The sequence below is a fragment of the Mucilaginibacter sp. KACC 22773 genome, from assembly GCF_028736215.1.
Lineage (GTDB): Bacteria > Bacteroidota > Bacteroidia > Sphingobacteriales > Sphingobacteriaceae > Mucilaginibacter.
In genome coordinates, this window is sequence record NZ_CP117883.1 from 6,650,839 (window position 1) to 6,675,978 (window position 25,140).

Here is a 25,140-nt window from a genome sequence, read left to right on the forward strand (position 1 = left end):
GGTTGTTAAATTATGATAATAAGTGATGCGTGGTGCTGTTTAATACCAGCCAAAACCAATTCCGATACCGGAACGGCCTCCGTGGTATCCGCCGCGCCCCCAGCGGCCCCCAAAGCCAAAGTTGATTGATGGCGAATAGTAGTTATCGTAAAATCCCCATGACGGCGTATAATCAAAATAGCCATTCATGCGTTCCTGGTGCCTCCATTCGCGGTTTTGGCGACGGCGCTCCATCTTGGCCTCATACCAGTCATAAGCTTTGTAGGTATCCTGTATGGTTGTGCCTTGTAAACTGGTAAGGCTATCTGCCGCGCGGGCGTATTTGGCCTGGCTTTCTTTATATCGCGGATTTTGATCGGCAAGTAAGGCGGTTTGCTGCGCACTAACCGCGCCGCTGTACAAACTACCGAAGACGGCAACGGCTGCTATAATTATCTTAGTTTTCATTGTGAAATAAAATAATGTAATTGAAATACAAATGACGCTATTAAACGTAATAAGTTAACGCAGATGCACCGTTAAATTATGTTAATAAACATCTTTTTACTTAATTATGAGGCAGCAGTTAACTAACAGGCAGGGTTGGCTGTTTTAAGGAGGAGCTTTTATATAAAAATAGGGATAGTCAACCGACTATCCCTATCAAAACTTTTCTTAAGTCCTCTCCTTTGGAGAGGGTTGGGTGAGGCTAATTACGCCTCAACCGGCGCGCCAATCAAATGCTTGGCCGCTAAGTATTCTGCAATCTGCACTGCGTTGGTAGCAGCGCCTTTGCGCAGGTTATCAGATACTATCCAGCAATTTAAAGTATTGTCCTGGCTTTCGTCGCGGCGTAAGCGGCCAACAAAAACTTCGTCTTTATCGTGCGCGTCAAGCGGCATTGGGTATTTCAGGTTGGCGGTATCATCAACCACTACAATACCAGGCGAATTAGCTAATAGTTCACGTACTTCGCCCAAATCAAAATCATGTAAAAACTCGATGTTTACAGACTCTGAGTGACCGCCCATAACCGGGATGCGCACAGTAGTTGCTGTAACTTTAATGCTGTCATCGCCCATGATCTTTTTGGTTTCCAGGATCATTTTCATTTCCTCTTTGGTGTAACCGTTGTCGGTAAACACATCAATTTGAGGTATTACGTTCAGGTCGATAGTGTAAGGGTAAACCTTTGGCCCATCAATCCCTTTGCGCTCGTTAAACAACTGGTCAACAGCTTTTACGCCGGTACCTGTTACCGATTGATAGGTAGATACCACTACGCGTTTAATTTTATATTTATCATGCAGCGGTTTTAACGCCACTACCATTTGTATGGTTGAGCAATTGGGGTTGGCAATAATTTTGTCCTCTGCGGTTAATACATCGGCATTTACTTCGGGCACAACCAGTTTTTTGGTTGGATCCATGCGCCAGGCCGATGAGTTATCAATAACTGTAGTGCCTGCGGCCGCGAAAAGCGGTGCCTGCTCCAATGAAGTACTGCCGCCGGCGCTGAAAATTGCAACGTCCGGCTTCATCTTAATCGCATCCTCAACAGAAACTACCTTAAACTGCTTACCCTTAAAAGTGATTTCTTTACCAATACTTTTTGCGGAAGCTACGGGAATTAATTCTGTAACGGGGAAGTTGCGTTCTGCCAGAACCTGCAACATTTTGGTGCCTACTAAGCCAGTAGCACCTACTACTGCGACTTTCATTGTTTAATTGTTTTTAATTGTAATGAAACCCCTTTCGGGCGCTTCATTGCGTGTTAATTTGTTAGATAATAAATTTTGAACCCCAAATATGCACATTTTTTTAGATAATCTACCTGATTGGTAGTTAAATAGTGAATGGTGAGGGGTGAATAGTTGATTGGGTGAGCGGTTGCAGGAAAAAGGTGTTGGGAAGACGCGAAAAAAGGGAGGGAAACGTGTGATTACTTCCTTGGGGAGGACAGGGGAAGGAGAAGTAAATTAACCGCAAACTGTGTGTACCGGCACGGGGTGAAACACTCTGGTACGCCCTGAAACACCCTGGTACACCCTGGTACACCCTGGTACGGGGTGGTACACAACCGGTGGTTAATATTTTTAATTCAGGCGATTGATGGCGTTAAATCATTGAATTAATCCGGCTGCCGGGAATGGGGCGGTTTCGTAATTTCAAAGCTACCTAACAGATCATCACTCGTCATATGAAAAAACAAAGCAATCAGCTATGCCACGCAAACCAACTCCTTGTAATCCTCTTTACCGGCGCCGCAGGTAGGGCATTCAAAACTTTTTAACCCGGTGAAGGGTACCCCAGGCGCAAGTCCGTTTAGTTCGTCGCCATATGCTTCGTCGTAAATAGTAAAGCAGTTTTTACACTGGTGTACTACCTTTTGATTAATTGGCTTGTTAATATCTTCCCTGCCTGCAACGGTGGCCGACTGAACAATATTGCTTTGCTGCTCATAAAACAAATCGCAAAGCGCAATCAAATGGCGGCCTAAGTCGATTTTAGCAACCCCTTGTTTATACACCACAAATTCGCGGGTATTGTGGTTAAAATCGCGGGTGTGCACAATTTCAAACTCGTCGGGGTTGCGTTCGCGGATCATGATAGAGCCATAGATCCCCGATTTTGGCGACCGTTTAATGGCAAAGCTGAGGCGATAGGTACGCAAGTCGGCTTCTTCAAATTCGCGAACCAGCTGTTGTTTCAGATCAAGGCATTGGCTGCACAGGTCTTCTACCTGCCAATTCAATTCATTTGAAGCATGGCGTACATTTACCCGGTATTTATTGAGCATATTGCCCCAAAGCGGCCTGTGTTTGGCCTCGATATTTTTAACAAGCAACGATTTCCATGGGCTGATATACAGCTGCCCAACCCTGGTTTGCATACACAGGTTGCAAATTTCTTTTAAAAACTCGATATCAAATAATTCATTGCGCCTGTAAATACCCAGCCAATGTTTATTGCCTTGTTTATTAAAGCCCTCATAGTAGGGCAATTGAAATTCGGGGATATTTAAGGGCTGATCTATTTGCTGGATAACAAACTGGTTATTGGCAGCAACCAGTTGATACAACAAATCGGCATTAACTTCGGCCTGGTCATAAAACAGCGGCTTATTGGCAAATATTACCTGCTGCACAGCTTTGCTCATGGCCGGGATATCGTCTGAATAAACCAATACAGGCCAGCAATACAGGATATTGGTTTTAGGAAACCTGATATACAAATACCAATAGTTACTTACCGGCGACGAGATAAAATTAAAATTACCGGTAAAAAAGGGGGCAAAAGTTTGGTTGCTATCAACCAGGTTTATTTTTAACTCGGGCTGATAATCAAACAGGTCGAAAATGTCTTTGTAAACCCCTTCCTTCAACCAGTTTTCATGATTAAAAATCCCATCGGCAATATAGGAGCTGGTGATATTAGGGAACTGGTCGGTATTAATTTCATGGTCAATCCCAGCGCCCAGCATATCAAACTCCAGGTCTTCCATCTTTTCAGCAGCTACCTCAAAGTAAAGTTGCTGCCTGTTCCCAAAGCGAATTTGCCCGGCACCTGCATTTTGCGCAATGATAAGCATTTCGTAAAAATCGCCGGCAGAGGCTACACCACCCGGCAGGTTTATTTTAATCAGTTGCTTTTTTTCCATCTGCTTATACCTTTATTAATTGCTGTTGCAAAACCTCGTCCAACAGGCGTTTTACCTCCGGCCTGCATGATCCGCAGCCTGTTCCCGCCCCGGTTTGGCTGCACACATCGGCCAGTTGGGTACAGCCTGAGGCCACTTTATTGCGTATGTTATCGGCACCCACATTATTGCAGCTGCATACCAGTTTACCCAAAACAGGCTCGGCGGTTTTGCCGCTGCGCAATAATTTGAGGCGCTTATCGCTCAATTCGGTTTTGTTGGCTATCAGTTCCTTAAATTCCTGGAATTCGCCTTTATCGCCAATCAAAATGGTACCTACCAATTTATCCTGGTGAATAATGCATTTTTTATAATAGCGCTTGGCCTTATCAATAAATACAATCTCTTCGTAATCCCTATCATCCGGGCATTCTGATAAACCAATACTGCATAGGTCAAAACCATGAATTTTAATGATGTTCATGAACAGGCTACCCTTATAGTAGCTGCCAATATCGCCATTCATGTAGCCGGCAACTACAGCGGCCTGTTGCTCTGCAGCAGCGGTAATGCCATACAGCGTGCCGTTAAATTCGGCAATTTCGCCAATGGCATATATGTTAGGGTCGCTGGTGAGCAGCCGCTCGTTTACAATAACTCCGCGTTTAATATCAAGGCCGCAATCTTTGGCAATTTCCAGGTTAGGGGTTGTGCCAATAGCCAATATCATAGCGTCGCAATCAATTTTGCGCCCGCTTTTAAGGCCAATACCTGTTAGTTTATTACGACCGTAAAATAGCTGCACCTCGTCGTCATAAAAAATATCGCAGCCCTGGTCGGCCATTTCCTCATGCAGCAAACGGCTGCCCAACTCATCCAGCTGGCGGTTCAAAAACCTGGATGTACGCTGAATAATGGTGATCGTGATCCCCATTTCACGTAGGGAAGCAGCCATCTCCAAACCCAGTAAACCACCGCCCACAATAACCACATGCCCGTTTTTGGGTACATGCTTTTTAAAGTTATCGGCATCGTTACGGCTGCGCATGCTAAAAATACCCTGCAATGCGGGTACGTTTTTAGGGATGGCCGCCCGGCTGCCCGTGGCCAGCAACAACACATCGTAATAGGTTTTTATGCCACGGCTATCCAGCACATATTTATTGGCACGGTCTATTTTTTCGATACTTACACCGCGTAACAACCTTATTTTAAATTCAGGCTCCTCCTCGTCGGTCATTTTAATCAGCTGCTCCCAGCTTTGCTCGCCGCTAATGTAATCGGGCAGCATTACGCGGTTATAAAAAGGATATTCTTCTTTACTGAAAATAGTAATCTCATCATCCTTATTCAACTCCCGGTATGATCGTACAAAGCCGTGCGCGCCTGCACCCGCGCCTACAACTACTATACGCTGAAAAGGCTTTTTATATTTTTGAACGCTTACCGCGCAATATTTAAAATCCGGCTCTTTCGAGATCGGATCAACTGCGTCATTGGTAACGTTATTGATGCGGTGCAAATCGTTATTGAGTATTTTGCCCCAGTGCATCGGCACAAAAACAACCCCTTGTTTTATCTCTGCCGATATTTTTGCCTTCACACTCACCTCGCCCCTGCGGGATTTGATAATGGTAACATCACCATCCTGTATGTTTAACTCAACAGCATCAAGCGGGTTTATCTCCATAAACGATTGCTTAATGTGCTGGTTAAGCTTGTTTACCTTACCCGTTTTGCTCATGGTATGCCAATGATCGCGGATACGGCCGGTGGTGAGTATAAATGGAAAATCCTCATCCGGTATCTCACTGGTGAGGGTATCAGGAACAGCGCTTATTTGGGCGTTCCCGTTTTCGGTATAAAACTTTTTATCGGTAAATAAGCGTGGTGTACCTATAGTTACATTCCGTTTTTTATAAGGCCATTGTACCGATCCTTGCTGTTTGATAATCTCGTAGGTTAGCCCGCTGATATCGATATTGGTTTTAGCTGTTAGTTTGGCATGCTCGGCATAAATTTCTGCGGCATTTTTAAAATCAAAGCCTTTATAGCCCATTTTTTTGGCAAAGCGGCAAATGATCTCGCTATCCGGAATGGCTTCGCCAGGAGGGTTAAGTACTTTACTCAAATAGCTGATGCGCCTTTCAGAATTGGTCATGGTGCCTTCCTTTTCGGCCCAGGCGGCAGCGGGCAGTATCACATCGGCATAAGCCAAAGTTTCGGGCTTGTTGCTTATCTCCTGTACCACTACAAATTTTGCTTTTTTCAAAGCTTCTTCGGCCAGGCGAACATTGGGCAAGCTGGTTAGCGGGTTGGTGCACATGATCCAGATGGCTTTTAAACGGCCATCATTCAGGGCTTCAAACATTTCTGTAGCGGTGAGGCCAGGTTTGGCGGCTATTTGGGTACCTCCCCAAAACTTTTGCACCTCTTCCCTGTGCAAAGGATTGGCCAGGTTACGATGCGCAGGCAACAGGTTGGCCAGGCCACCTACCTCGCGCCCGCCCATAGCATTGGGCTGCCCTGTTAATGATAATGGGCCCGAGCCTGGTTTACCAATATGGCCCGTTATTAAATTGAGGTTTATCAGGCTTAAATTTTTGTTTACACCGATAGCGCTTTGGTTTAAGCCCATCGTCCACATCGAAATAAAACCTTTGGCTTCGCCGATGTATTTGGCGGCCAGGCGAATATTACTTTCACTTACTCCGCAAATCTGAGCCGATTCGGCCAGTGTGCGTTCAAATACTATTTTACTGTACTGCTCAAAACCATCTGCATGTTTGGTTACAAAATCAACGTCGATGTCGCCGTTTTCTATCAATACCCTGCCAATGGCGTGGTTGAGCGTAATATCCGTACCGGGATTTAGCTGCAGGTGCAAATCGGCAATACTGCAGGTATCAGTAGCCCGCGGATCAACCACTATAATTTTAACGTTGGGGTTAGCTGCTTTGTGGGCCTCAACCCGTCGCCATAAAATAGGATGGCACCAGGCCGGGTTGGCGCCGGTAACATAAAAGCAATCGGCCAGTTCAATATCGTCATAACAAACCGGTACACTGTCTTCGCCCAGCGCCACTTTATAACCCACGACGGCGCTACTCATGCACAGGCGCGAATTGGTATCAATATTATTACTGCCTATAAAGCCTTTCATCAGCTTGTTCACCACGTAATACTCTTCGGTAAGGCATTGCCCCGAAGCATAAAACGCCACCGAGTCTGGCCCGTATTTATCGATGAAAGTTTTAAAAACAGCTGCTGTACGCTCCAACGCATCATCCCAGCTTACCCGTTGCATGGGCATGCTTTTATTATAACGCATTTGCGGGTACAACAGCCTGTCTGTTTTATCATTGGCAGTGTAATGCAGGTTAAGCCCTTTACTACACAACATCCCTTTATTTACAGGATAGTCTTTATCTCCCTCTAAAGTTATGCTGCCATTTTTTTCTTTGTTAATAACAACGCCGCAACCCACCCCGCAGTAACAGCAGGTACTTTTTAATGTATTAACAGAGCGTTTATTTATCGACATCTTTTTATAGCTAAAAGCTTAAGGCCAAAGGCCGAAAGCTTTATTTGAGCCGAAAGCAAAAAGCACCAGGCTCAAAGCTTTCTTAAATCTTATTTTTATTGAACTATTTAGCGCTTTAGGCTTTCAGCCTTCCGCTTTTAGCTTACTATGCTACCGCAACAAGCGGCTCTTCAACTTCTTTTGATACTGTTTGTTTTTGAAAACGGGTGATCAATACAATTACAGATACTGCCATAACGGCTATACCGATATAGGTAAATGCCTGTACATAAGTAATGGTAGATGATTTGAATAAAAAGCCAAACAGCATACCACCCAGGTTGCCGCCTGCACCAACTATACCGCTCACCATACCTACATTTTTACTGTTAATAAACGGAACAATGCCATAAGTAGCACCATTTGACATTTTAAGGAACAGCGCGAATGAAAGCATAGAAATAATGGCAGCAGTAAGGTTGCCCGAGCTGGCAAACAGGATAAGCCCCGCTCCTTCTAATAGCAAAACACCCGCAAGCAATAAGCCCTTGCCACGCATGCCGAATTTGCCGCCAACTTTGTCTGATACGATACCGCCTAATGCACGGGCAAAAATATTCATGAACCCAAAAACACCGGCCCAAAAACCCGCCGAACTTTGCGACAAATGAAATGTATCAACAAAGTGCAAGGAGGCTACGTTGTCAAAAGTTATTTCCATACCAAAGCACATGGCGTATGATAAGGTTAAGGCCCAAACGCGCCAGTCACCCAAAATTGACCAGTCTGTTTTTGAAGAATTGGCTTTGGTATGTCCTATTTCGTCATAGTTACCATTAGGTGTATCCTTGGTAAATTTATAGTATATAAATGCCATGATCAGCATCAATGCACCCGGCACTATCATGGCATAGCGCCATGCTTCGGCTTTGGTATAACCAGCACCAACTATGGCGGCAAATATTAACGGCATTACCATATTAGTTACACCACCACCCAGGTTACCCCAGCCACCTGTTACGGCGTTGGCTGTACCCTTTATATTAGGTGCAAACATCATAGATGTATGGAACTGTGTAATTACAAACGACGAACCTATTACGCCAATAGCCAGGCGGAACAACAGGAACGAAGTATAGTCATGCGCCAGGCCCACAAAAAAAACGGGCAACGAACCTATAAGCAATAACCTTACAGCTGTTTTACGTGGCCCCCAGGTATCACAAAGTTTACCAATAATAAGGCGTGCTATAATGGTGGCTGCTACAGATGCTATAATGGTATTACCTACCTGACCTTTGCTTAAATGCAGTTCGGCACGGATGGTTGGCATCAGCGGTGCCAGGCCAAACCAGCCAAAAAAGCACACAAAAAACATGAGCCAGGTGGTATGGAAGGTGCGCATCTGCACGCCCTTTAACGAAAATATATTCAGTTTGGTAAGTTGTTTTGCTGTTGTATTATTCATGCTATCGTTTTTTGGGGGGATTGGTATATTATTAATGTTCGTCATCTATAGAAAACTTATCAATCAGTAAATTCAATAAGCGGTCGTGAATTTCCATATACATAGGGTCGTGTACTATAAATTTTTTATTACGCGGCCTTGCCAATGGTACATCCACAATTTCTTTTATAGTAGCCGCAGGGCCGTTGTTCATAACTACTACCCTGTCTGCCAAAAAAATGGCCTCTTCAATATCATGCGTAACCATTACAATGGTTTTTTCGCGATGATCAAGGTTCCATAATTTTAATAGTTCAACGTGCATGGCACTTTTGGTTAAGGCGTCAAGCGCACCAAAAGGCTCATCAAGTAATAATATTTTTGGATTGATAGCAAAGGCGCGGGCTATAGCCACCCGTTGTTTCATGCCGCCCGAAAGCTGGCCGGGCAACTTATCTTTATGTTCCCAAAGGTTCACCATCCTTAAATTAGTTTCCACTAATTTAAGACGCTCTGCAGCAGGCAGTTCTTTAAGGGCTGCACCAACTGCTACTTCAATATTTTTATAAACTGTAAGCCACGGAAGCAGCGAATAATTTTGAAACACAATTCCTCTGTCGGGCCCGGGCGAGTTTACTTTTTTGCCATTGGCATACACCTCGCCACTTGTTGGTTTAACCATGCCGCTTATGGTGCTCATCAGGGTTGATTTACCACAGCCGGAATGGCCTATCAATGCAACTATTTCGCCTTTTCTTACTGTCAAATCAATTTCTTTAACAGCGGTATATATTCCTTTGGGCGTTTTAAAACTAACTGTCACATTATTTATCTGGATACTTACCGGCGTATTGACGGCTTGTTCCAAAATAATTTCAGCAGTTGCAGTAATGTCATCCTCAAGTGGTGCAATTATTGACATGTTACTCATAAAATTAAATTTTAAATAAATGATGATTAATTTTTAAACCGCGTACGAGAATCTTTGCTGCAACCAGGTAAAACACCTATCAAGCAATGAGCCTACTACTCCTATAATGATAATAGCTACTAAAATTTTTGCTACGCTACCGCCATTAAATCCTTCTTCCCAAACAAAGTTGCCCAGGCCAATTCCTCCCGAAAGCATTTCGCCGGCAACAATTACCATCCAGGCAATACCTATTGACAGCCTTAGCCCGGTAATAATATGGGGCAGGCTAAATGGCAATAATATTTTGGTAAGATATTTCCACTTTGAAAAGCCAAAAGCCTTACTTACATTTTTGTGATCCTGCGGGATATTTGATGCACCAAACGCTGCATTGATGAGCGTTGGCCACAAACAGCATATAAAAATCATGAATATACTGGCCTTTGGCGAATCCTGGAAAATGGCCAGGCCTAAGGGAAACCACGCCAGGGGCGAAACCGGCTTTAAAATTTGCACCATCGGGTTAATAACCCGCATAGCTATTTTGCTGCTCCCCATAATTAAGCCAATGGGTATTGCAAATAAACTGCCCAAACCAAAACCAATGCTTACCCGGCTAAGCGAGCTCAGCAGTTTGGTGCCTATCCCTTTCTGGTCGGCATCGTTTTGAAATGGATGCTGTATTACCTCCTTAAAAACAGTCCAGGTAGCCGATGGGGCAGGAATCTCGTTTTTAGTGAGCTTAGCTATTAAAGCCCATATACCGCCCATGATGATCATGCCTGCCAGGAAATAGACTACCGACATGGCCGTTTTTACCGAAAATAATTGCTTCATATCATTTTAATGTTTTGGTAAAACCTGCCGGGCCAAATAAGCCCGGCAGGCTTTTTCCATGTTAATTAACTATTCAACCTATTTTTTTGAACCGGCTATATACGGTGCCGGATTTTTTGGATCAAAAACTATAGTTTCCAGGTTTGTTTTAAACGGTTTCATATCCTCCTGTACAGGTACCCCCATACTTTTGGCAACCTCGGCGTATAAATCGTCCAGGATCAACTTCTGCGCTACTGCCGAATAATCCGGAGCCGTGCTTATCATTCCAAAACGCATATACTGGGCCATAAACCAGATACCGTATGATAGTTTTGGTGTATTTACCGCGCCATTGTTGTAAAACAACATATAATCATCCTTGTATTTTTGTACACCCAGGTCGCAACCGATTTCTGTCGATCCCATTAACCGGGCCTCAATAACCTGTACCGGTGCATTCACATAATTAGGTTTGCTTAATAAAAGCGCTGCCTTTTTGCGGTTGCTCATTACATCAAGCCATTTGCAGGCTTCAATAAGGGCTTTCATCACATTTTTAAGGTCTTCTTTATCGTTTTCTGCAAATGCTTTGTTGGCCACCAGCGCCTTTTCGGGATGGTTTTTCCATATGTCCTGGCTGGATATTTGGGTAAACCCAATTCCCTGGGTTGCCGCTACGCCGTTCCATGGTTCGCCTACACTAAAGCCTTCCATATTATCCACCCTCATGTTGGCTACCATTTGCGGCGGTGGTATGGTAATGATACCCACCGATTTAGCATTTACACCGCATGCTGCCAGCCAGTTGCGAAGCCATATATCATGCGTGCCGCCCGGAAACGTCATGGCAAAGGTTACTTCCTTACGGGACTTTACATCTTTAATAGCAGCCGCTACCTTTTTCAGATCGCGAAAACCAACCAGCCCGCAAAAATCTTTCGACAGGGTTATAGCCTGGCCATTATTGTTGAGGATCATGGCTATCTTCATTTCCGACCCGGCTTTCCCACCAATCCCTGTGTATACCGAAAATGGCATAGAAAAGAGGCAGTGCGCGGCATCGAGTTCGCCATTTAATATTTTATCGCGGATAACCGCCCATGATGCTTCTTTTGATAGCTGTACATCAACACCATATTTGGCAAAAAAGCCCATTTCTTTTGCAATTACCAGGGGGGCGCAATCTGTTAACGGGATAAAGCCCAGCTTAACAACTTTTTTTGGCTGTTTGGCAACAGCGCCGCTTACCACAAGTAAAGCGCACAAACACCATAATAGCATGGGTTTGTAATATTTTTGTATATGTATATTCATTGCAGGCATTTTAAGTTTTAATGATTTAGTTATTGTTTAATAGCTACTGGTTTACTGTAAAAAAAGTCGGGGGTAAATTTTAACATCACATAAGCCCAGGTACCTGTTTTATTAAAGGTTGCGGCAGTAACATCGTTTACGGCTTGTGCTTTAGCAAACGGCATACTGTCTGTAGCTTTCATGAGCGAGTAAGCCAATTCAATATTGGTAAACTTGTTCATGTTGTAGCTAAACTGTAAATCGGCTTCTTTACCCAGGTTTTTACTTATGGTTGTACCATCGGCCTTTTTCATATCCTTATTTAAGGAGAATGAATGCAGATCAAGACCTAAAGCAAAGGTGTTAGCGGTATATTTAAATTTAACGTAAGGGTTGTTTAAACCGCCTTTAGGCGATCCGGTGCCTGCATAAAAATAATCCATGTAGCCCCAGAATTTGTGCGGTGTGCCGTATAGCGGATCGAAGGAATTGTTTTTTCCCGCCGCCTGGTCGGCAACGGTTGTGCCCGATAGTACATCATAACCCGGTGTTATGCTGAAAAGATCTTTTTGGTAAGTTGCGGCAACAGTATAGTGGTAGGCACTCATGGTTTTACCATCCCTGTCGTTACCCGATTGACGGTAATAAGCGGCTTGTATCGCTATTTTCCCAAAACCAGAGGCATTACCAAAAGTTGGGCTAAGCATTAACCCGTATGTGTAGCGTTTATTTACGCCATAATTATAGGTATCGGTTGCACCATTTGGCACAAAACGCCTGCCGTAAACATATCCGGCTGCTGCGCTGCCTACAGAATCGAGGCGATATTTACCGAAGTTATCGTTAAATACCAAAATAGACATCTTGGTTTGATCAAACTTTTTGCTGATATACAAACTGGTGAACGATTTGTAATTTTGCGTAGCTCCATTAGTACCGGCGGGGTTTGTAAATAAGGGGGTGCCCGTTTTTGAACTATTGTTTGCCGCACTTCCTGCTGCAGTTAACGGAACAATACCGGCCGGAAGCGGTACCAGCGTACCTAAACTGTTTTTAATATATGCAGGCAAATTGCCCGGTAAATAATTACTATTGGTTACGCCATTGGCATCGGTATTTTGATTATAAGCAAAACCCAGATCAACCTGCCAGCCGTGGTGCACGGCTTTTAACAATGCCATATCATGCTGGCGTGCCTGTTGTAGCCAATCGAGGTTACCAATAAGGCGCGAATCATCATAAATTAATTCCTGACGGCCTATTTTAAAGGTAAGTAAATCCAATAACTTAAACTTAACGTTAGTATCGGCTTTGTTGGCCAGCGTTAGCTCGGCCCAGCCTTCATGTAGCATCAAACGGTTACCGTCCGCCGCTGATATGGTTGAAGCATCAGCTCCCCATACCCTAATATCCTGAACACTAACGCCAAATGTTAAAAGATCCCATTTATAACCAAAGTTTAAACGGGTACGTTGCGAAATAAAATCGGCGCTTTTTGCGCCTTTTGGCACAAGGTTACCATAGCCATCACGGGCTTCTCCCCGTATACGTAATTGCCCTGCCAGGCTAAACTGGGCCTTTGCAATATTAATTTGTAAGGTGCCTGAAATTAAAATTACGGCGAATATTATGAATTTATAACGTACATTTTTATACATTTGAATTGGTTTTTTATTTGTTAAAGCGATTAAAAACTATACTGGCCCTGCCTGGGAATGCGACCTCCCGACAGGGCTTTTTTTTATATTTTTTTTATTTTCACCATAGGCGACACCTTTTTTTTAATAATTCCTGATTTAATTTAATAAATATATCGTATTTAATGAATAAATGCAAATATTTGCATCGAAAAGTTAATTTTTATGATTAAAATCATGTAATTATTAATTTTTTATCAAAATTTTAAATTTTGACAGCTTAAAAATTGACAAAATATGTTTTTGATAATTTTCAAGTCGATAAAAATTGAATAATTCGCAATTAAATTCAATGAAAATCAATATTCGTTAATCAAAACTGCTTAAATGAAGTAAATTTTAACAGATAACACGATTTTTATCACTATTTTTAATAAAAACACAACAGAAACTACGTACTAAATGAAAAAGAACATCCATTGCGACAATCAAACTTGCACTTTATGCAAAAGCTGCATAAAAGAATGGTTGCCCGCCATTGCCGCGAACAGAAAAAACTTCAAAGTCAAGAAAGGACAGGTTATTTTTAGCGAAGGCGACCCGGTTACCGGAATCTATTTTGTGTACCAGGGAAATGTGAAAGTTCACAAAAAATGGGGCTCAGATAAGGAACTCATTATCCGCTTTGCCAATAATGGAGCCATTTTTGGGCACAGGGTGTTAGGAAAACACGCAACCCATTACCCTATTTCGGCAACAGCACTTGAAAATGGCATTATATGTTATGTTGATATGGAATTTTTTGAGGCAACTTTGAAAGTAAACCCTCAATATACCTACCAACTGATGTTATTTTTTGCTGACGAATTACAGGAAGCAGAAAAAAAGATGCGCAACCTGGCACATATGCCTGTTAAAGGCCGCGTTGCCCATGCTTTGGTTTCACTAAAAGACCAGTTTGGCATTAACAAAGATGGCCATATTGATATTGAACTTACCCGCCAGGACCTGGCCTCTTATGCCGGCGCAACTTATGAAACCGTTTTCAGAGTAGTGAACGAGCTGACCCAGGAAGACATTATAAGCACCAACGGCAAAAAGATTAGTATTATTAACGGCGAAAAATTATTTGCTTTAACACAAGACACCAACCAGTAATATAAAATACCAAACAATGAATAATGAATGTGAAACACCGAAGTTTCTCCTTCATTATTCGATATTGGATATTTAGTGTTCGATATTTAAATCGGTTCGTAATTCCTGAACCTAATGCCATTTAAGAGCGACAGGGCACCCGTTTGTACAAAAAAGGCGGCAACCCTGTTGGATCCCCGCCTGAAATAGCTTTAATTATTTGCCTGCATCTTCTCAGGCAATACCTACAAATACTTTACCATCAGCAACCTTTACAGGATAGGTTTTAATAACCAGCTCCTCTTCGCCAATGCATTCGCCGGTAAGTAGCGAGAATGCTTTTTTATGAAATGGGCAGGCAACTTTCGGCTCACAACTTTCGCCGGTACTACCTATCATTCCCCGCGAAATAGCCATCTGCTGTTTATGCGGACAAAGATTTTGGGTTGCATACCACTCGCCCCGGCGGCTAAAATTAAATATAGCAATCTGCTCATCGCCATGCTTTACGCACGATCCGCCATTTTCCGGCACATCATCTACATAACAGGCCAGTATCCATTTAATTTCTATCGCTGTTTCCATTGTATTATATTTTATCAGCACAACACGCCATATTAAACATGCGGCCTTCTTTTTGAATTTTGAATTTTTACTTTGAAACTTACCACCCCTTGGCTTTCACCTGTTCGCGCATTGGTTCAAACTGCGCGGTGGGGTCTTTCTCTTCGGGTGCATTTATAAAGTGGGCAAAACGTTTGCGCATGGCCGGATTTTCAACCACTTCTTTCCATTCACAGTGATAGGTATTTACCAGCGCCTGCATTTCTTCTTCAAGCTGTTCGGCCAGGCCAAGGCTATCGTTTACAATTACATTTTTAAGATAGCTCATTCCGCCATCCAGCTTATTAAGCCAGGTTGCAGTACGGGTTAGCGGGTCGGCGGTTTTGATATAAAACATCAGGAACCTATCCAGGTATTTCACCAATGTTTCTTTGTCAATATCGGTAGCTAATAACTGGGCGTGCTGCGGTTTTGAACCACCGTTGCCACAGATATACAGGTTCCAGCCTTTTTCGGTAGCTATAATCCCAAAATCCTTTGATTGCGCTTCGGCACATTCACGTACACAACCGCTTACACCACCTTTAAGCTTATGCGGTGCACGGATACCTTTATACCTGTCTTCAATCTCAATAGCAAAAGTTACACTATCATGCAAACCAAACCGGCACCAGGTGCTGCCCACGCAGCTTTTTACTGTACGCAGCGCTTTGCCGTATGCATGGCCGCTTTCAAAACCGGCATCTATCAGCTCTTCCCAAATTAATGGCAAATCGCTTAAGTGCGCACCAAACAAATCAATACGCTGACCACCAGTTATTTTGGTATACAATCCGTATCGTTTGGCCACCTGGCCAATTACTATCAGTTTGTCGGGCGTAATTTCTCCTCCTGGGATGCGTGGCACTACAGAATAAGTACCGCCTTTTTGAATGTTGGCCAAAAACCTGTCATTGCTATCCTGTATTACTTCCTGTTTTACTATCACATCGTTCCACAGGCTCGATAGGATGCTGGCAACAACCGGCTTACAAGTTTCGCAGCCATCGCCTTTACCGTAATGGTCAAGTACCAGGTCGTAATTTTTAAGCTTATTTATTTTTACCAGGTCAAACAACTCCTGGCGCGAGTAGTCAAAATGCTCGCAAATTACATTTTTAACATACTGACCATTTGCCTTCTGGGTACCGGCAATTAAATCTTTCACCAGTGGTACGCAACCACCGCAACCGGTACCTGCTTTGGTGCATTTTTTCATACCATCAATACTGGTAACACCGCCATCGGTAACCGCCGAGCAGATTGCGCCCTTGGTTACGGCCTCGCATGAGCAGATAAGCGCATCGTCGGGCAGGTTCATTACGCCGGCGCCCTCATTTGCCGCCCCGCCTCTTGAGCCCAGTATCAAATCTTCCGGATCGGGTGGCAATACAATTTTATTATTAACCGTTTGCAGCAGCATATTGTAAGCCTCTGCATCGCCAATTAAAATGCCACCTAACAGGTTCTTCCCATCATTAGTAATATTAATGCGTTTGTATATTCCCTTGTGGGTATCTTCAAACAAAATGGTGCGGCAATCGGGTTCGGTAATAAAGGCATCGCCAAAGCTGGCTACATCAACGCCAATTAATTTTAATTTGGTACTCATATCGTACCCGTAAAAAGACTTGTCGGCCGCGGTTAAATGAGCGGCCGCAATATCAGCCATCTCATAACCGGGCGCAATCAAACCATAAATCATTCCCTCGTATAGGGCACATTCGCCAATGGCGTAAATGTGCTCATCGCTGGTTTGCATTTTTTCGTTCACTACAATGCCGCCGCGGGTGCCTACGTGCAGGCCGGCCAGTTTTGCAAGTTCATCGCGCGGGCGGATACCTGCCGATATTACCAGCATATCTACAGCAAGTTGACTATCGTCATTAAACTTTAGTGATTGAATTTTTTTTTCGCCTACAATGGCTGCTGTACTTTTATTTAAATGAATGTGCAAACCCAGCTGGCTTAGTTTCATTTGCAGCATATTACTGCCTGCCGAATCTATTTGCCTTGGCATTAGCCGAGGCGCAAATTCAATAACATGCGTTTCTGTGATACCCAGGTCAATCAACGCCTTGGCAGCCTCCAGGCCCAACAAGCCGCCGCCCATAACAGCGCCAGATTTGGCGTTGGCCGCGCAGGCTTTTATAAGTTCCAGATCTTCGATGGTACGATATACAAACACGCCCTCTTTTTCTATCCCCGGAATATCAGGCACAAAAGCTGATGAACCGGTTGCCAAAACAAGGTAATCGTATTTTAAAGTAACTCCTTTTAATGAGTGGATTGTTTTTTCGGTACGGTTAATCTCCTGGATAGGATCGTCCAAATGCAGCGCGATACCATTGTCGGCATACCACGATAAAGTGGAGAGCGACAGATCATCGGCAGTTTTGCCATTAAAATATTCGCTCAGGTGCACTCTGTCATAAGCGTGACGGGGCTCTTCGCCAAAAACAATTATTTGGAACTGGGCTGATCTGGCTAAAAGCTTCTCGCAAAACTTATAGCCCACCATACCGTTGCCTACAACAATAATGGTTGGTTTTGACATATCGAAATTTTTTAAATGTTAAAGCAATTTTCAAACTTAAATGAATCAAATACGACCCTGATTTCATTTACATCACAATTATAACTCAAAAAAATGGCAAATAAAAATTTTTTTTAAGTTTTTTATTAAATAAATCATGTTTATTGATGTTTTAATTGTTAATTTAGTGCTAATGATATAATTTATGTCATTATTTATGTTGATTATAAATAACCATTTTAACATTTTAACAAAATCATCAAATAAAATAGCCTAAAAACCTATTTTTTGATGCAAAATTTCAAAATATGCGAAAAACAATTGAAAATCCGGTTCTTTTTGTACTTGGAGCAGGTCCCGGAGACCCGGAATTGATAACAATGAAGGGATATAAGGTATTACAACAGGCAAATGTGGTATTATATGACAACCTGGCGAATAAAGAACTATTGGATATCTGCCAAGATGATTGCGAAAAGGTATATGTAGGCAAACAACCCTATGGCGATTACACCCCGCAAGAAACTATTCATGAGCTGATAAAGCATTACGCTTTTACCAAAGGCAACGTGGTAAGGCTAAAGGGTGGCGATCCGTTTATATTTGGCCGCGGCTTTGAAGAAATAATTTACGCCCGGCAACATGGCATAACTACACAGTACATACCGGGTGTTACCAGCATGCAGGCATCCGGCCTTCAGGATATTCCTTTAACCCACCGCCTGGTGAGCGAAAGCGTTTGGATGGTTACCGGAACTAAAAAAGATGGCCGTCTATCTGCCGACCTTGCCTGCGCCATGCAAAGCAATGCTACGGTAGTAATATATATGGGCATGAAAAAGCTGGCCGAAATTGCCCTTGCCTACGTTACATCGGGTAAAGGCCATACACCTGCCGCTATTATTCAGCACGCATCGTTACCCAAACAAAAATCTGCGCGGGGGAAGGTTAAAGACCTGGTTGCTATGGCAGCCGAAAACCAGCTTACCTATCCGGCTATTATAATTATAGGCGATGTGGTTAACGTTAACAATTAAACAAGTATGAAAATCAGGATAAAAGGAAACTCACTGCGATATCGCCTTACCAAAACCGATGTAGAAACCTTTGACAGGGATGGTTACCTGGAAGAAAGTACCAAATTTGGTACCCGGACATTTAAATATGCCCTGCAGCGTACAGAAACGGAATTTTTAACGGCAGATTTTACTGATAATACCATTATTATGTATATGCCCGTCGCTTTGGCGCTTGAATGGACCAGTACCGACCGTGTTGGCTATGAAAACAACAGCAGTGAGATGTACCTGCTTGTTGAAAAAGATTTTAAATGCCTGGATAATGTGGCCGAAGACCAAAGCGATAATTATCCAAATCCGCTGGTTGAAAACTTCACGAAGAAAGAACTATAGGCGCTCGTAAAGCAGCATTTGCAAAACACATGCAAATTTGATGTAGCTGCATAGCCGGTCGGCTGTTAAAGTTATTCACCGGGCGCACCTATGATCAATATGGAAAACCGGGCACATAATCCATATTTACTATTTCCACTGATAATCAGGATTAATCTCAACAACTTATTCAATCAATAGGTATTAATATTTACTTATAGTTATAAATAAATTTTGAAAATATATTTATAAGTTGCACCTTTAGATATCATTATACCTATAAATCAGTTTGAAAAAGATTGTTGCCTTTTTATTGCTAAGTATTCACCTGCTAAATATTGGCGGGCAATTGGCATTGCACCAATACCTGGTTTATAAAACCAATAAATTTTACAACCAACAGGTGGGCAAAGGCTTGTATGATGTTAAAGACCTCACCGAAATAGCCATACCTGTTGATTTGCCTAATATTCACGATTGGAAACGGTTTGAAAGCATAGCCGGGCAAATACAATTTGGCAACACCAACTACAACTACGTAAAAATGAAGGTTACGCGTACGGCCATTCACCTCATGTGCATTCCCAATTACGAAACTACACGCCCGGTTGATAAAAATGTGCTCAATGCCAAGGCTGTTAAAGATATCCCGGTACCGCAAAAAGACCATGTACCGTATGGCAAAATAATTATGCAGGATAACGTTAATTTAACGTTTGCAAATATTGAATTTTGCTGCCCTATAAAAAATATTCAAAAAAACATTGTACAACCTGTACAACCACTGGTGCACTATCACCAGGATATTCCTGAGCAACCGCCTAAGGTTACCTGCTAATTTCCTTTTTGCTTAATCCGTTAAGGATACCATCAACTATTATTTAATGTTGTATTCAGGTGTTTTTTTGCCTGTGCTGAGTTGTAAATCCCGGTGGCTCTGAACTGGAAAGTGACAAAATAAAACGATGTCATTATAAGGAACGAAGCAATCGCGAACTATGTAAAATCTGCAATGCTTGCGACGGGATTGCCACGCTATCGCCCGCAATGACATGATAAAACAATTCGGGTTTTTACATACACCCAAACAATGTAGTTAATAGTATCTCATCCGGATTGGCAAACTTGTTTGGCCGTGGCTTTGCCCTGCCCAACTTTATCAGCATATAGTATTCTTTATTTATTTAAAAGCCGGTGTTTAAAACAATCCCGCTTTTGAGATAATATCACATCAGTCCAAAATGAAAATAAAAATAGCCGCGGCCCTAACGCTTATTGTAGCAATAGGCTTTACCATCATAGCATCCAGCCCCAAGTCATCGCACCAGGAAATGATAGAGATGCTTGACCAATTGAATAAAAAAAACACCAACATGGCAAACCCGTTTAACCCTGAGGTGAAAATTGCCTACTGCGATTCGTTAGTTAAAATCCCGCCGAATGACCAGGATTCCTACCTGTTATCGGCGCAGGCATCGCTATTGCTTATGGCAGGGCAGGAAGAAAAATCTGTAAGTATTTATGAAAAAATAATAGACAGGCTGGAGTTTATGCCATCGGACAGGCTCTTGTCTGAAGTGGGTATTGCGTATATGCGCCTTGGCGAACGTAGTAACTGCATGCTTAACCATACCGGTTCGTCATGTATTTTCCCAATCAAAAATGATGGGGTACATAAAATTCAAACAGGATCAAGAAAAGCTATTCAAATTTATAAAACCATTTTAAGGGTTCATCCCGATGATATGGAATCAAGATGGCTGCTCAACATTGCCTACATGACATTGGGCGAATACCCTCAAAAGGTTCCAAAAAATGTTTTAATTCCCGGTTTGAATGCCGATAGTGTGGCCGGACAAAAGCCATTTAAAGATATTGCCAAAAGCCTTGGACTTAATGTTAATGGCCGCGCTGGCGGGGTTGCCGTTGACGATTTTAACAACGATGGCTACCTGGATATCATCACATCGGCCTGGGATTTGAGCGACCCGATGCATTATTTTGAAAACAACAAGGATGGCACATTTACCGATCGTACCGAGTATAGCGGGCTTAAAGGAATAACCGGCGGCCTTAATATTCAACAAACAGATTATAATAACGATGGCAATATCGATCTTTTTGTGTTAAGGGGCGCCTGGCTCACCAAGGGCTACGGAAACCAACCCAGTTCGCTATTGCGTAATAATGGGGATGGTACTTTTACCGACGTAACCATACCAAGCGGCCTGTTATATTTTCATCCTACGCAAACAGCCACCTGGGCCGATTTTAACAACGACGGATGGCTGGATGTATTTGTTGGAACCGAGACATCAACACAGGATATGGACGGCAATTCATCAACATGTATGCTGTACATTAATAACCACGACGGTACATTTACCAATATCACCAAAGAAGCACACTGTGATATTGTATCATTTGTAAAAGGCGTTACATCTGCCGATTATGATAACGATGGCTACCCGGATATTTTTATTTCGACCATGACTGGTGCCAAATACCTGCTCAGGAACAAAGGAATTAAAGGGAGTAAGGTAGATTTTGAAGACGTGACCCAAAGAGCCGGCTTTGCCCAAAATAAAGAACGAACCTTTACAACCTGGTTTTATGATTATGACAATGATGGCTGGCAGGATGTATTGGTGAGCGATTATAACTTTAACCGTCCGCTGGCTTATTACAGCGCCGCGGCAGCTTTAGGTAAAGCCGTGCCGGATGCAGGGAATGTGTTTTTATACCACAATAACCACAATGGTACTTTTACCAATGTAACCCGCGAGGTTGGTTTAGATAAGGTGGTGTACAGCATGGGAGGCAACTTTGGTGATATTGATAATGATGGCTACCTGGATATGTATTTTGGAACGGGTAATCCGGATTTTCGCTCACTGGTGCCCAATAAAATGTTCAGAAATGATGGCGGCAAGAAATTTATTGACATTACTACCTCATCGCGCATGGGCAACCTGCAAAAAGGGCACGGTATTGCCTTTGCAGATTTAAGGAATACTGGCAACCAGGATATATTTGCCGAAATGGGCGGCGCCTACATTGGCGATTCGTACACCAGCTCGTTATACCTTAACCCGCGCAACAATAATAACAATTGGATAAGCTTAAAACTCGATGGTGTAAAAGCCAATAAGGCTGCAATAGGAAGCCACATTAAATTAACATTTACCGAAAATGGTGTAAAAAGAAATGTTTATAAAGATGTAAACTCCGGCGGAAGCTTTGGCTCATCCCCATTACGCCAGGAAATTGGTATAGGGCAGGCAAAAATAATTGACGATATAGAAATAAAATGGGCCGGCAGCGGTACTGTTCAGCATTTTACAAACATAACGCCAAACCAGTTTTTGAGGATAACGGAAGGCGTGGACCAATATAAAGTAACACAATTGGCTAAATTAACTTTTATTGATAAACAGGATATGACAATGTGTATGCCTATGGCGGCAAAAACAAATTAAGCTGTAAGTTTGTTTTATAAAATGTGTTGGCAGTTTACCTGTTTTTGAATAAAACCAACTACATTTAAATAAAATAACGAACAATTTTAATCAAACCTAAAAGATGAAAAAATTACTTTTATTATGCTGCCTGTTTATTGGATTAACAACAGCAAGCTTCGCCCAAACAGCAGCCGGCAGTAAGCCGGAAGAAAAGGCGATGGAACTGCAAAAAAAGTTAAAACTTACTGATCCGCAATGCAAAAAAGTTGCTGCTATCTATACCGAATCGTCGGCAAAGTTTGACAAAATTAAAACTGAAACGAAAGGTGATAACACCAAGATGCTGGTTGCTATTGAGCCGCTACGTACGGCAACAATAAAAAAAATCAAGGCTGTTTTAACCCCTGCACAAAAGCTAAAATATGATGAGCTGGTAAAAAGTTCAAAAGCGGCTGGCGGTACAGGCTGGAGCGACGGCTGGAGTGGAAGTAAATAATACAAGGAAGTTCTAATACAGGGGTATTATTAATGCTGTCTCAAAAAAATGGGTAGCATTAATAATACCCTTTTCTTTTATTCCTCCACCAATTCCACCTCGGCCACCGGGCTAAACAAATACACCCGCTTGGTTTTTAGCTCAACGCATTTAAACCGCTTGCGTAACTGCTCTTCCTTTCTGAAAATGCGATTGCCTTTTATTTTGAATAAAGCTTTAAACGGAACTTTTTCAACTGTCAGCATCGCTTCTTTTGGTGCATCATATTTGCGCAGGGAACGGTACAAGTTCAAATCCGAACAGCTTGAAGCCGCCGGGTTATCCAGGTAACTCACAATGGCGTGTTTAACATCGGGCGGAAAAATGTCCTTTTCAAAAAAAGGCTGCATCATCCGTTTAAAATTCCCTTTCCACTCGGTACCATGTGGCCGGGCTTTTTGCTTATGCTCATTCCAGGTATGCAGATGGGCAAACTCATGTACGGTGGTAACCAAAAAAGCGTACGGGTTAAGATCGTAATTAACCGAGATGCGGTGACCTTTCCCTGCATAAGGCGAACGGTAATCGCCAAATTTGGTGCCGCGGTTGCGCGAAATTTTAAACTCGCATTTAAAGTAGTCAATCCAGCGGCCAATGAGCGGGGCAGCATCGGGCGGAAGATATTTTTCTAAAACTTTTACTTTATCCAATTTTTACCTCAACACAAATATAACGATTTCGAAGGATTATCATATCCTAGATAAAAGCATTAGTAAAACCAACCAATTCATCAGCGTAATCAAAGAAACAAACCAAAGATTATTTTCCTGGATATTATTAAGATAAGCCCGGGCAATATAAGTGCGGTTTTATTTGTAAGCTATTGCCGCGCTGGATGGCCCTGCTAATGAAATAAGTGAGGTTGATTTAAATCCAACAATATTTGCCCACTTGTTAAAGTCGGCAAATGTGTAGTCAAATCCTGTTCCTGTTTCAATGAGCATATTCAAACTCATCATCATACCAAAAACGTTTTGCTTTCTTTCATCATCTATTATACCCTCAATAGCTACAAAGGCCCCGCCCGCCGGGAGGGCGTTATAGGCTTTCCTCATTAATGATACTTTATTTTCTTCGTCCCAATCATGCAGGATATTTCCCATTACAACAACGTCGGCATTGGGTATTGGCATAGTGAAGAAATCGCCGCCAACCGCTTTTACACGATCTGATAACCCGAATTGCTGTATGGTAGCGTTTGCAATAGGCTCAACCGGCGGCAAATCAAAACTTGTGCAATGCATATGGGGATTATGTTTTGCAACCATAAGTGAAAGCAACCCTGCCGAGCCGCCTACATCAATCAGCGTTTTATGTTCTGTAAAATCAAATTTTTGAGCAAAGGCTATAAAATTACCCATTTGGATACCGCTCATGGCATTGGTAAATTCTTTTAATTTTGCAGGGTCGCTGTATATCAACCCAAAAAAATCCTCGCTCTTTTTTACTTCGTTTTGCGGCAACCCGGTAAGCAGGCCCTCACCCAGGTTACCCCAAAACGCATATAGCCTATTGTCCATCATTTCAAGAATACCCCCAATATATGATGGCTTGTTTTTATCCAAAAACGTATCTGCTTCCAAAGCATTTGAATATATAGCCGTATCCAAAATACCCTCACGCTTTAAAAAACCAAACACGGTTAAAGCGTCTAAAAAATCATAAATATTCCTGTCTGTACATTTAAGCCCTAAATTATTTTTCACATCTTTTGCCGTCATAGTTGTTTTTTCGGCAAGCCGGGTAAATAATTGAAAGCTTACTGCAGTTAAAAGAATTTTTGAGGCCCAAAAGCCTGTGCCAACTTTCATAATGTTTTCAGGCGACGGCTGATTAGTTTGCTGTTCCATTTTTTTCTGATTAATTATCTGTTTTAATAATTGGTGGTGCCGTACAAAAAATTCTGCCCGGGGCCGGTAAGAATTGGGTTACCTAAAAATACGGCGAATTAATTTGATATAAGAATAAAAGCATTTGATAATCTGTCGATTATACCATGAAAAAACAACTCTTGTAGGGCCGCTTTGAGTGGCACGGCTAAACCATATGCAATTGATTTCTAATTTGCAGCTATTAAGGTATAAACCTCCTCAAACAGCTCAAAACACGCACAGCTTCTGCATCCTAAGAAAAATCTTTTTGAACATCAACGGATTGCTTTTTTCAATTTTCGGCATGTCTCAACCTTCCATTTTCTGTGAACTATTTTTAAAATAGTTCTACATT

19 protein-coding genes are annotated in these 25,140 nt (G+C 42.5%); 6 read left to right on the forward strand and 13 right to left on the reverse strand.

Annotated elements, in window-relative coordinates:
• Positions 1-39 precede the first annotated feature (39 nt).
• From PQ469_RS27535 to PQ469_RS27575, 9 genes are all read right to left on the reverse strand, one after another.
• Complete coding sequence (locus PQ469_RS27535; protein WP_274210542.1) at positions 40-447, reverse strand: hypothetical protein; 408 nt, start codon at positions 445-447, stop codon at positions 40-42.
• Positions 448-692: 245 nt separating this feature from the next.
• On the reverse strand, positions 693-1,700 hold the full coding sequence (locus tag PQ469_RS27540) for an aspartate-semialdehyde dehydrogenase (RefSeq protein ID WP_090639618.1): 1,008 nt from the start codon (positions 1,698-1,700) through the stop codon (positions 693-695).
• Between the two features lie 500 nt (positions 1,701-2,200).
• A complete protein-coding gene (locus PQ469_RS27545) occupies positions 2,201-3,640 on the reverse strand; it encodes a rubredoxin (RefSeq protein ID WP_274210543.1) in 1,440 nt (479 codons plus the stop codon).
• Positions 3,641-3,644: 4 nt separating this feature from the next.
• Positions 3,645-7,163, reverse strand: coding sequence for a nitrate reductase (locus tag PQ469_RS27550; RefSeq protein ID WP_274210544.1), 3,519 nt, complete (start codon positions 7,161-7,163; stop codon positions 3,645-3,647).
• Between the two features lie 145 nt (positions 7,164-7,308).
• Positions 7,309-8,610, reverse strand: coding sequence for an MFS transporter (locus PQ469_RS27555; RefSeq protein WP_090641607.1), 1,302 nt, complete (start codon positions 8,608-8,610; stop codon positions 7,309-7,311).
• Positions 8,611-8,641: 31 nt separating this feature from the next.
• Positions 8,642-9,520, reverse strand: coding sequence for an ABC transporter ATP-binding protein (locus PQ469_RS27560; RefSeq protein WP_274210545.1), 879 nt, complete (start codon positions 9,518-9,520; stop codon positions 8,642-8,644).
• 33 nt (positions 9,521-9,553) lie between these two features.
• Complete coding sequence (locus PQ469_RS27565) at positions 9,554-10,339, reverse strand: ABC transporter permease (RefSeq protein WP_274210546.1); 786 nt, start codon at positions 10,337-10,339, stop codon at positions 9,554-9,556.
• 78 nt (positions 10,340-10,417) lie between these two features.
• Positions 10,418-11,635: a CmpA/NrtA family ABC transporter substrate-binding protein gene (locus tag PQ469_RS27570; protein ID WP_274210547.1), complete on the reverse strand. Its 1,218-nt coding sequence runs from the start codon at positions 11,633-11,635 to the stop codon at positions 10,418-10,420.
• 29 nt (positions 11,636-11,664) lie between these two features.
• The gene (locus tag PQ469_RS27575; RefSeq protein WP_274210548.1) at positions 11,665-13,272 is read right to left on the reverse strand and encodes an alginate export family protein; all 1,608 of its coding nucleotides are present in this window, start codon (positions 13,270-13,272) and stop codon (positions 11,665-11,667) included.
• A gap of 441 nt (positions 13,273-13,713) precedes the next feature.
• Here PQ469_RS27575 and PQ469_RS27580 point away from each other — a divergent pair, with 441 nt between their 5' ends.
• Positions 13,714-14,409: a Crp/Fnr family transcriptional regulator gene (locus tag PQ469_RS27580; protein ID WP_274210549.1), complete on the forward strand. Its 696-nt coding sequence runs from the start codon at positions 13,714-13,716 to the stop codon at positions 14,407-14,409.
• A 213-nt stretch (positions 14,410-14,622) separates the two neighbouring features.
• On the opposite strand, the gene nirD is transcribed toward PQ469_RS27580, so the two are convergent.
• Positions 14,623-14,973 carry a nitrite reductase small subunit NirD gene (gene nirD, locus PQ469_RS27585; RefSeq protein WP_090639551.1) on the reverse strand — a complete coding sequence of 117 codons (351 nt, stop codon included), beginning with the start codon at positions 14,971-14,973 and terminating at the stop codon, positions 14,623-14,625.
• Positions 14,974-15,052: 79 nt separating this feature from the next.
• On the reverse strand, positions 15,053-17,548 hold the full coding sequence (gene nirB / locus PQ469_RS27590; RefSeq protein ID WP_274210550.1) for a nitrite reductase large subunit NirB: 2,496 nt from the start codon (positions 17,546-17,548) through the stop codon (positions 15,053-15,055).
• A gap of 287 nt (positions 17,549-17,835) precedes the next feature.
• Here nirB and cobA point away from each other — a divergent pair, with 287 nt between their 5' ends.
• The 5 genes from cobA (at position 17,836) to PQ469_RS27615 (ending at position 22,875) form a co-directional block, all read left to right on the forward strand.
• Entirely contained in the window at positions 17,836-18,564 is a 729-nt protein-coding gene (gene cobA, locus PQ469_RS27595) for a uroporphyrinogen-III C-methyltransferase (protein ID WP_274210551.1), read from the forward strand.
• Between the two features lie 6 nt (positions 18,565-18,570).
• Entirely contained in the window at positions 18,571-18,939 is a 369-nt protein-coding gene (locus tag PQ469_RS27600) for a DUF7009 family protein (protein ID WP_274210552.1), read from the forward strand.
• A 268-nt stretch (positions 18,940-19,207) separates the two neighbouring features.
• Complete coding sequence (locus PQ469_RS27605) at positions 19,208-19,756, forward strand: hypothetical protein (protein WP_274210553.1); 549 nt, start codon at positions 19,208-19,210, stop codon at positions 19,754-19,756.
• Positions 19,757-20,159: 403 nt separating this feature from the next.
• The gene (locus PQ469_RS27610) at positions 20,160-22,397 is read left to right on the forward strand and encodes a CRTAC1 family protein (RefSeq protein ID WP_274210554.1); all 2,238 of its coding nucleotides are present in this window, start codon (positions 20,160-20,162) and stop codon (positions 22,395-22,397) included.
• 103 nt (positions 22,398-22,500) lie between these two features.
• The gene (locus PQ469_RS27615; protein ID WP_090639509.1) at positions 22,501-22,875 is read left to right on the forward strand and encodes a hypothetical protein; all 375 of its coding nucleotides are present in this window, start codon (positions 22,501-22,503) and stop codon (positions 22,873-22,875) included.
• Positions 22,876-22,952: 77 nt separating this feature from the next.
• Here PQ469_RS27615 and PQ469_RS27620 read toward each other — a convergent pair whose 3' ends face one another.
• Positions 22,953-23,564, reverse strand: coding sequence for a SprT-like domain-containing protein (locus PQ469_RS27620; protein ID WP_274210555.1), 612 nt, complete (start codon positions 23,562-23,564; stop codon positions 22,953-22,955).
• A gap of 159 nt (positions 23,565-23,723) precedes the next feature.
• On the reverse strand, positions 23,724-24,764 hold the full coding sequence (locus tag PQ469_RS27625) for a methyltransferase (RefSeq protein WP_274210556.1): 1,041 nt from the start codon (positions 24,762-24,764) through the stop codon (positions 23,724-23,726).
• Positions 24,765-25,140: the final 376 nt, after the last annotated feature.

What these genes read in the sequence shown, in the direction of transcription:
- PQ469_RS27535 (WP_274210542.1), bottom strand. Translation starts at nt 447, where the DNA reads ATGAAAACTAAGATAATTATAGCAGCCGTTGCCGTCTTCGGTAGTTTG.
- PQ469_RS27540 (WP_090639618.1), bottom strand. Translation starts at nt 1,700, where the DNA reads ATGAAAGTCGCAGTAGTAGGTGCTACTGGCTTAGTAGGCACCAAAATG.
- PQ469_RS27545 (WP_274210543.1), bottom strand. Translation starts at nt 3,640, where the DNA reads ATGGAAAAAAAGCAACTGATTAAAATAAACCTGCCGGGTGGTGTAGCC.
- PQ469_RS27550 (WP_274210544.1), bottom strand. Translation starts at nt 7,163, where the DNA reads ATGTCGATAAATAAACGCTCTGTTAATACATTAAAAAGTACCTGCTGT.
- PQ469_RS27555 (WP_090641607.1), bottom strand. Translation starts at nt 8,610, where the DNA reads ATGAATAATACAACAGCAAAACAACTTACCAAACTGAATATATTTTCG.
- PQ469_RS27560 (WP_274210545.1), bottom strand. Translation starts at nt 9,520, where the DNA reads ATGAGTAACATGTCAATAATTGCACCACTTGAGGATGACATTACTGCA.
- PQ469_RS27565 (WP_274210546.1), bottom strand. Translation starts at nt 10,339, where the DNA reads ATGAAGCAATTATTTTCGGTAAAAACGGCCATGTCGGTAGTCTATTTC.
- PQ469_RS27570 (WP_274210547.1), bottom strand. Translation starts at nt 11,635, where the DNA reads ATGAATATACATATACAAAAATATTACAAACCCATGCTATTATGGTGT.
- PQ469_RS27575 (WP_274210548.1), bottom strand. Translation starts at nt 13,272, where the DNA reads ATGTATAAAAATGTACGTTATAAATTCATAATATTCGCCGTAATTTTA.
- PQ469_RS27580 (WP_274210549.1), top strand. Translation starts at nt 13,714, where the DNA reads ATGAAAAAGAACATCCATTGCGACAATCAAACTTGCACTTTATGCAAA.
- nirD (WP_090639551.1), bottom strand. Translation starts at nt 14,973, where the DNA reads ATGGAAACAGCGATAGAAATTAAATGGATACTGGCCTGTTATGTAGAT.
- nirB (WP_274210550.1), bottom strand. Translation starts at nt 17,548, where the DNA reads ATGTCAAAACCAACCATTATTGTTGTAGGCAACGGTATGGTGGGCTAT.
- cobA (WP_274210551.1), top strand. Translation starts at nt 17,836, where the DNA reads ATGCGAAAAACAATTGAAAATCCGGTTCTTTTTGTACTTGGAGCAGGT.
- PQ469_RS27600 (WP_274210552.1), top strand. Translation starts at nt 18,571, where the DNA reads ATGAAAATCAGGATAAAAGGAAACTCACTGCGATATCGCCTTACCAAA.
- PQ469_RS27610 (WP_274210554.1), top strand. Translation starts at nt 20,160, where the DNA reads ATGAAAATAAAAATAGCCGCGGCCCTAACGCTTATTGTAGCAATAGGC.
- PQ469_RS27615 (WP_090639509.1), top strand. Translation starts at nt 22,501, where the DNA reads ATGAAAAAATTACTTTTATTATGCTGCCTGTTTATTGGATTAACAACA.
- PQ469_RS27625 (WP_274210556.1), bottom strand. Translation starts at nt 24,764, where the DNA reads ATGGAACAGCAAACTAATCAGCCGTCGCCTGAAAACATTATGAAAGTT.